The organism is Nocardia sp. CA-084685 (assembly GCF_050955785.1).
Taxonomy (GTDB): domain Bacteria; phylum Actinomycetota; class Actinomycetes; order Mycobacteriales; family Mycobacteriaceae; genus Nocardia.
This window is the reverse complement of record NZ_CP192094.1, coordinates 5,722,682-5,728,721: the sequence shown is the minus strand read 5'-3', so window position 1 is coordinate 5,728,721 and position 6,040 is coordinate 5,722,682. Positions and strand designations below refer to the sequence as shown.

Sequence of the window (6,040 nt, the reverse complement as noted above, 5' to 3'; positions counted from 1 at the left end):
GAATCGGTCACGGGCACCGTCGGCACCGTAGTGATCTGCGGCGAATCGAATCTCGAGACGATGCGCGACGTGCTGCGAGATGTCGCCGTGTCCGTGGACGTCTCCTACGGTGTCGCTGCGCGGACGAATAGTCCCGCTAGGTCGATGGAGTTGCCCGGTGTGCAATTCTCATGCCGGTTTCCTTCCGGGGGTGCGAGCCATACCGTGGCGTTGTTGACGCAGGCCCGTGCAGTCGGGCAGCGGGTCGAGCGTGCGTCATTCGCAGCCGGCAAGACCATCGATGACGAATTCCTGCTGTCTGTCGATTGTGGCTCGACGATTCATGTCGACGGCTGCGAGCGCGGTGAAGTTCGTGTACGCCGGACTGGCCGAAGACTGATCGCCTGAACCAGGCGCGCGGCCGACCGGCTGATCCGCATTGCACTCCCATAAACCTGCCCCGAGCTGTCCTGTGCCCGCTTTGTTGACATCATGCCAATAGTGCGCCAATGTGATGACACGACGCGGGTGCCACAGGCCCGCGCGATCGAGCAAAGGATTCTGCGATGGCACGCGCGGCATGGAGTGACGACGAGGTCGAGGCAGTCCGGGAGCTGGCGCGGAATTTCTTCGAAAGGGAGGTCGTCCCGCACGAGGAGAAGTTCGTCGCACAGGGACATCCCGACCGCGCCCTCTACAACCGGGCTGGTGAACTCGGCCTGCTGTGCACCGCGATCCCGACCGAATACGGCGGCGGTGGCGGCACTTTCGCGCACGAGGCCGCCATCATCGAAGAACAGTCCTTCGCGGGTGACGGCTCCATGGGCATGGCCGTGCACACCTCGATCATCGCGCCTTATATCCACCACTTCGGCACCGAAGACCTCAAGCAGCGGGTACTGCCCAAGGCCGCGACCGGCGAGATGGTGCTATCCATCGGCATGACCGAACCGGGCACCGGATCGGACCTGCAGAACATCAAGACCCGTGCGGTCCGCGAGGGCGACGAGTACGTCATCACCGGCTCGAAGATCTTCATCACCAATGGCTGGCTCTGCGACGGAATTCTCATCGCCGCCAAGACCGATCCGGCCAAGGGTGCGGCGGGCGTCTCGCTGATCTTCGCCGAGGTCGGCGACGACACCCCGGGTTTCAAGCGCGGTCGCATCCTCAACAAGATCGGCGGCAAGGCCCAGGACACCGCGGAGCTGTTCTTCGACGGACTACGCGTGCCCGCCTCGAATCTGCTCGGCGAGGTCGAGGGTCAGGGCTTCTATCAGATGATGCAGATGCTGGCCCAGGAGCGACTGGTCACCGGCATCCTCGCGGTCGCCATGATGGAGATGGCGGTCCAGCTGACTGTTGAATATACGAAGGGGCGCGAGGCCTTCGGCAAGCCGTTGTTCGCGATGCAGAACACCAAATTCGAGATGGCCGAATGCGCGACCATCGCCAAGGTGAGCCGGATCTTTCTCGACGACTGCATCGGCAAACATCTGCGCGGCGAACTCGATATTCCCACCGCTGCGATGTCGAAGTACTGGCTGACCGATCAACTCGGTATTGTGGTCGATCGCTGCCTGCAACTGTTCGGCGGCTACGGCTACATGACGGAGTATCCGATTTCCCAGCTCTACACCGGTGCCCGCGTGCTGCGCATCCTCGCGGGCAGCAACGAGGTTATGAAGGATCTCATTGCCAGGTCACTCTGAGGTCCCCGCTAGCGATCGCTTGCTGATCGCTCGAAGCAACACCGAGGCGCAGCCGCGCAGGCGCAGGCTGGAACCGGACGAGCGACGCGCACAGATCCTGGAATGCGCGATCGACATGTTCGGCGAGCGGCCCTACGCGGCGGTCTCCACCGCGGAGCTCGCGCAGCGCGCCGGGGTCGCCCGCGGATTGATCAACCATTACTTCGGCAATAAGCGCGACCTGTATCTCGCGGTCGTGCGCCGGATGGTCACCCTGCCACGCCTGGACGATATGGTCGCACCGACCGGGACCGACCGGGAACGCGTCGATGCGAGCGTGCACTGGCTGCTGGATGTGATCTCCGAACACGGCAGCACCTGGGTCAAGGTGACCAGCCACGAGGGCGTCGGCGACGATCCGGAGGTGCAACAGATCCTGGATCAGGCCGATGACGCGGCCGCCGAACGGATGCTGCTGATGGTCGGACGCGCGGATTCGGCGCACAGTGCGCCATTGCGTGCCATGGTCCGCGCATTCGGTGGTCTGGTGAAAGTCGCGGGCCGGGAATGGATCACCCGCGGCGCCCTCACTCGCGAGCAGGTACATGTGCTGCTGGCCGACATGCTGATGACGTTGGTGACCGAAACCATGCCGAAGGTCGATCCGGGGCGCTGACGCTGCGGCGCCGGCTATTTCGGCGATTCCGAAGGGTTTTCACCGGGCCCGAGCCTGCGTTCGGTGGCGCTGTAGCGGACGGGCCGCACACGGCCCGGCGCGTGCCCGGTGCGACCGTACTTCTGCTCGATCACTTCCTCGCGGTGATGCTCGACCAGCAGTGCGCCAACTCCGGTGATCCACAGTGCGGCAGTCACTATCGCGCCGATCCGGGTCCAGCCGATGAAACCGTAACCGGCGGCGGTGAGGGTGCACGCCATGGCGACGACGCCGAGCAAGCACAGAATGATGCCGGGAACGTTGTAGTCGTCACCGAGTAGATCGCCCGCGTGGGAATGCCACGGGCGCGATTGTCGTCCTGTCGAACGGGAGCCACCGCGCATGGATCCCTCCTGTGCCGAAGTCGCCGCATAGATTGGTCCCGGGACTAGCATCTACCTCGATGACGTACCGCGCGAGTGGTATTTGCCGGTTTGTAACTCCCCTGCTCGAACCGCATCGTTGCGAAACCGATCAGGACAGGCGAGTTGACATGATGGCTTTCGCGATTACGGTTTGATGACGATTGATCGGCCGTTTCGGATGATGTTGCGGCCGTCGGCCCCTATTCTTTGTCGGTATCGGGGCGGGTCCGGGCAGTTCGAGGTTCCTGCGCGGTTTGGTGGTGTGGAAGAGGGACCTGGATGGCACGGACGGATAACCGTGAGCGCGAGCGCTGGCCGGAGGCGCAGCCGGAGGAGTACGAGGCGGAAACCGGAGCAATCGGCCGGTGGCCCGATGGCGATCCCAACGACCGCTGGCCGGAGATGGAGCCGCCGACCCGGCGGGCTCCCAGGGCCGGTCGACTACGGGTCGAGGTTCCGCCCATCGTCAACCCGTACGCGATCGTCGCCTTGGTGGCCGCGCTACTCGGACTCTTCCCGGTCGCGATCGTCTTCGGGTTCATCGCGTTCAGCCACCCGCGCGGTAAGACCATGGCGGTGTGCGCGCTGCTGCTCGGTGTGATCGAAGTGGTAGGTATCGCCGGATATGTCGTGCTGTCCGGCAGTAATTTCTCCGACGCACTGTCGGGGATGAGCCGGACTCCGGTCGTATCGAGTGTCGCGCTGCCCTCCACGATCTCCCAGACCGCTGTCGTGCAGCCCTCGGCGGTGCCGCCCGTCATCACACCTCCTTCGGCCGCTACGTCGACCAGCCAGGTAGCCCCGAAGAAGGGGACGGTGTGTACCGAGCCGGGCCGTATCGGTACAGGGGCCGACGGCACGACTCTGCTGTGCTTGGCCAGCGGCGGTGTTTACCAGTGGAACGGTCCCTATACCGTCGGCGGCACCGTCGCAGAGCCAGGAACCAAATGCGACGGTTCGACCAAGAGTGCCCGCACCGCGGACGGGCGCGCGGTCACGTGTGAGAGCAAGGTGTGGGTGCTATGGACCGAATAGCGTCCGGGGATGCAATAGCCTTCCGGTAGCTAGCCTTCCATTTCCGGCTTCTTGGCGCGGCTCGGTTGTACCCGGGGCGGCTCGTTCGGCATCTTGGGATATTGCGGTGGCCACGGTGCGTCCATAAGCCCGGCGGCCATATCGCGCTCCGAAATTTTCAGCAGCGGCTCGATGGATTGGGCCGGTCGCTGCGCCCACGGGTCACCGGATTCGGCCAGCCGCGCCGGGACGGTGGCAATGGTCAACTCCTCGGGGACAACAGTGTCGAGATCGGACCAGGCGATCGGCGTCGAGACCTGCGCGCCGACCTTCGGGCGCACGCACCACGCGCCGAAAACCGTTTTGTGCGGGGCATTCTGGTTGAAGTCGACGAAGACGCGGTTGCCGCGTTCCTCCTTCCACCACTGCGCGGTGATCTCGTTCGGATGCCGCCGCTCCAATTCCCGTGCCAGCGCCACCGCGGCCGCGCGGACCTGATAACCGTCCCATTTCGGTTCCAGCGCAACGTAAATATGCAATCCGCGCGACCCGGAGGTCTTGATCCGGGAGTCGATGCCGAGTTCGGTGAACAGCTCGCGGGTGAGTACCGCGGCGTGTTTGAGATCGTCGAAGGTGATGCCGGGGGAGGGATCCAGATCGATACGCAGCTCATCGGCGATATTCAGATCGTCGACGTGATTGGGCCAGACGTGGAAGCCGAGGCAGCCCTGGTTCACCGCCCACAGAATGTGCGCGAGATCGTGGGCGACAAGGGCGTCGCTGGTGGTGCCATTGGGCGTGGCGACCTCGACGGTGTGCAGCCAGTCCGGCGCGGATTTCGGCACCCGCTTCTGGAACCACGACTTACCGGACGCACCATCGGGATACCGCTCCAGCAGCAGCGGCCGATCGCGCACCACCTGCAGGAACGGTTCGGCCACCGCCTGGTAATACCGCACCAGATCGAGTTTCGTCTCACCGCGTTTGGTGAAGTAGACCTTGTTCGGATTGCTGATGGCGACGGTTCTGCCATCGACTTCGATATCGATCGACTCGCTCATCATCGCCCCCGCGCTTCGGTGAAGATGGCGCTCAATTCGGCCGGTGCGACTTCGTCGAGCTGGGCATAAGTACACGATTCCGGTGTGCGATCGGATCGGAAGCGAACCAGCCTGCCGCCGTGCCGCAATCGGCCCGACTGCACATGTTCGTAGCGGACCTCGGCCACCAACTCCGGACGCAGCGCCTCCCAGGACAGATCCTTACCGCCGGTCCACCGGCTCACCCCGCCCGGCATCTTGCCATCGGCCTTCGCCTGCGCCGCCGCATCGGCCCATTCCCGCCACGGGTGATTCGCCAATGCGTTCTCCCGCAACGGTTTCAGCTCATCCACCAGCGACTTGCGTTTGGCGGCGGTGAAACTGCTCGCCACCCCGACATGATGCATATTGCCCGCGTCGTCGAAGAGTCCGAGCAGCAGGGAACCGACGCCCTCGCCATCCTTGTGCCAGCGGAAACCGGCCACCACGCAGTCGGCGGTGCGCTCATGTTTGACCTTGAGCATCACCCGCTTGTCCTGCAGATATGCCAGCTCGTTCGACTTGACCATGACGCCGTCGAAACCCGCACCCTCGAAGCGGGTGAACCAGTCCTCGGCGACGGCGGGATCCTGGGTGATCGGCGTCAGATGCACCCTGGCGAGTTCGGTATCGAGAATGGTCTCCAGCAGCCGTCGGCGTTCGGCGAACGGTTCACCGGTCAGATCCTTATCGCCGAGGGCGAGCAAATCGAAGGCGACGAAACTTGCGGGTGTTTCCTTGGCCAACTTGTTCACCCGGGAGGCCGCCGGATGCAACCGGTTCTGCAGGGTGTCGAAGTCGAGTCCCGCATCGGTCACCACCACGATTTCGCCGTCCACCACGCATCTATCCGGCAGTGCCGCCTTCAGCAGTTCGGCGACCTCGGGAAAATAGCGGGTGAGCGGACGGTCGTTGCGGGAACCGAGTTCCACTTCGTCACCGTCGCGGAACACCACGCAGCGAAAGCCGTCCCATTTCGGTTCGTAACTCAGCCCCGGCTCATGTGGCACCGAGGGCGCCGTTTTCGCCAGCATCGGCCTGACGGGCGGCATTACGGGTAAGTCCACACCATCCTCCTCGGGGGTCCGTTTTCTCACCCATATCGACGTCGCAGTCGACGCGGATTCATCGGTGCGGCCGGGGCTGTGGCTTGATCGTAGAACGCCGGTCCGACAAGGTCGTGAACCTCGCCTGGAC

The 6,040-nt window shown here is 64.0% G+C and carries 7 protein-coding genes; 3 read left to right on the top strand and 4 right to left on the bottom strand.

All coding sequences use genetic code 11. The annotated features are described in order from the left end of the window. Positions 1-255: 255 nt before the first annotated feature. On the bottom strand, positions 256-561 hold the full coding sequence (locus tag ACQP2U_RS25510) for a hypothetical protein (RefSeq protein WP_433709809.1): 306 nt from the start codon (positions 559-561) through the stop codon (positions 256-258). Between ACQP2U_RS25510 and ACQP2U_RS25505 the strand changes: the two genes are divergently transcribed. Both ACQP2U_RS25505 and ACQP2U_RS25500 read left to right on the top strand, forming a co-directional pair. Next, positions 546-1,691 (top strand): acyl-CoA dehydrogenase family protein, encoded by a 1,146-nt coding sequence (locus ACQP2U_RS25505; RefSeq protein WP_433709808.1) that lies wholly within the window; start codon positions 546-548, stop codon positions 1,689-1,691. The genes ACQP2U_RS25510 and ACQP2U_RS25505 overlap by 16 nt on opposite strands. Further along, a complete protein-coding gene (locus tag ACQP2U_RS25500) occupies positions 1,675-2,346 on the top strand; it encodes a TetR/AcrR family transcriptional regulator (protein ID WP_433709807.1) in 672 nt (223 codons plus the stop codon). The genes ACQP2U_RS25505 and ACQP2U_RS25500 overlap by 17 nt, the downstream gene beginning before the upstream one ends. Before the next feature lie 14 nt (positions 2,347-2,360). Here the strand turns inward: ACQP2U_RS25500 and ACQP2U_RS25495 are convergent, their stop codons facing one another. Continuing rightward, positions 2,361-2,729 carry a hypothetical protein gene (locus tag ACQP2U_RS25495; protein ID WP_433709806.1) on the bottom strand — a complete coding sequence of 123 codons (369 nt, stop codon included), beginning with the start codon at positions 2,727-2,729 and terminating at the stop codon, positions 2,361-2,363. A 300-nt stretch (positions 2,730-3,029) separates the two neighbouring features. Between ACQP2U_RS25495 and ACQP2U_RS25490 the strand changes: the two genes are divergently transcribed. Next, positions 3,030-3,785, top strand: a complete 756-nt coding sequence (locus tag ACQP2U_RS25490; protein WP_433709805.1) for a DUF4190 domain-containing protein — start codon at positions 3,030-3,032, stop codon at positions 3,783-3,785. A gap of 29 nt (positions 3,786-3,814) precedes the next feature. Here the strand turns inward: ACQP2U_RS25490 and ligD are convergent, their stop codons facing one another. Both ligD and ACQP2U_RS25480 read right to left on the bottom strand, forming a co-directional pair. Continuing rightward, the gene (gene ligD, locus ACQP2U_RS25485; protein WP_433716578.1) at positions 3,815-4,825 is read right to left on the bottom strand and encodes a non-homologous end-joining DNA ligase; all 1,011 of its coding nucleotides are present in this window, start codon (positions 4,823-4,825) and stop codon (positions 3,815-3,817) included. Continuing rightward, complete coding sequence (locus tag ACQP2U_RS25480; protein WP_433709804.1) at positions 4,825-5,910, bottom strand: ATP-dependent DNA ligase; 1,086 nt, start codon at positions 5,908-5,910, stop codon at positions 4,825-4,827. The genes ligD and ACQP2U_RS25480 overlap by 1 nt, the downstream gene beginning before the upstream one ends. Between the last annotated feature and the right edge of the window lie 130 nt (positions 5,911-6,040).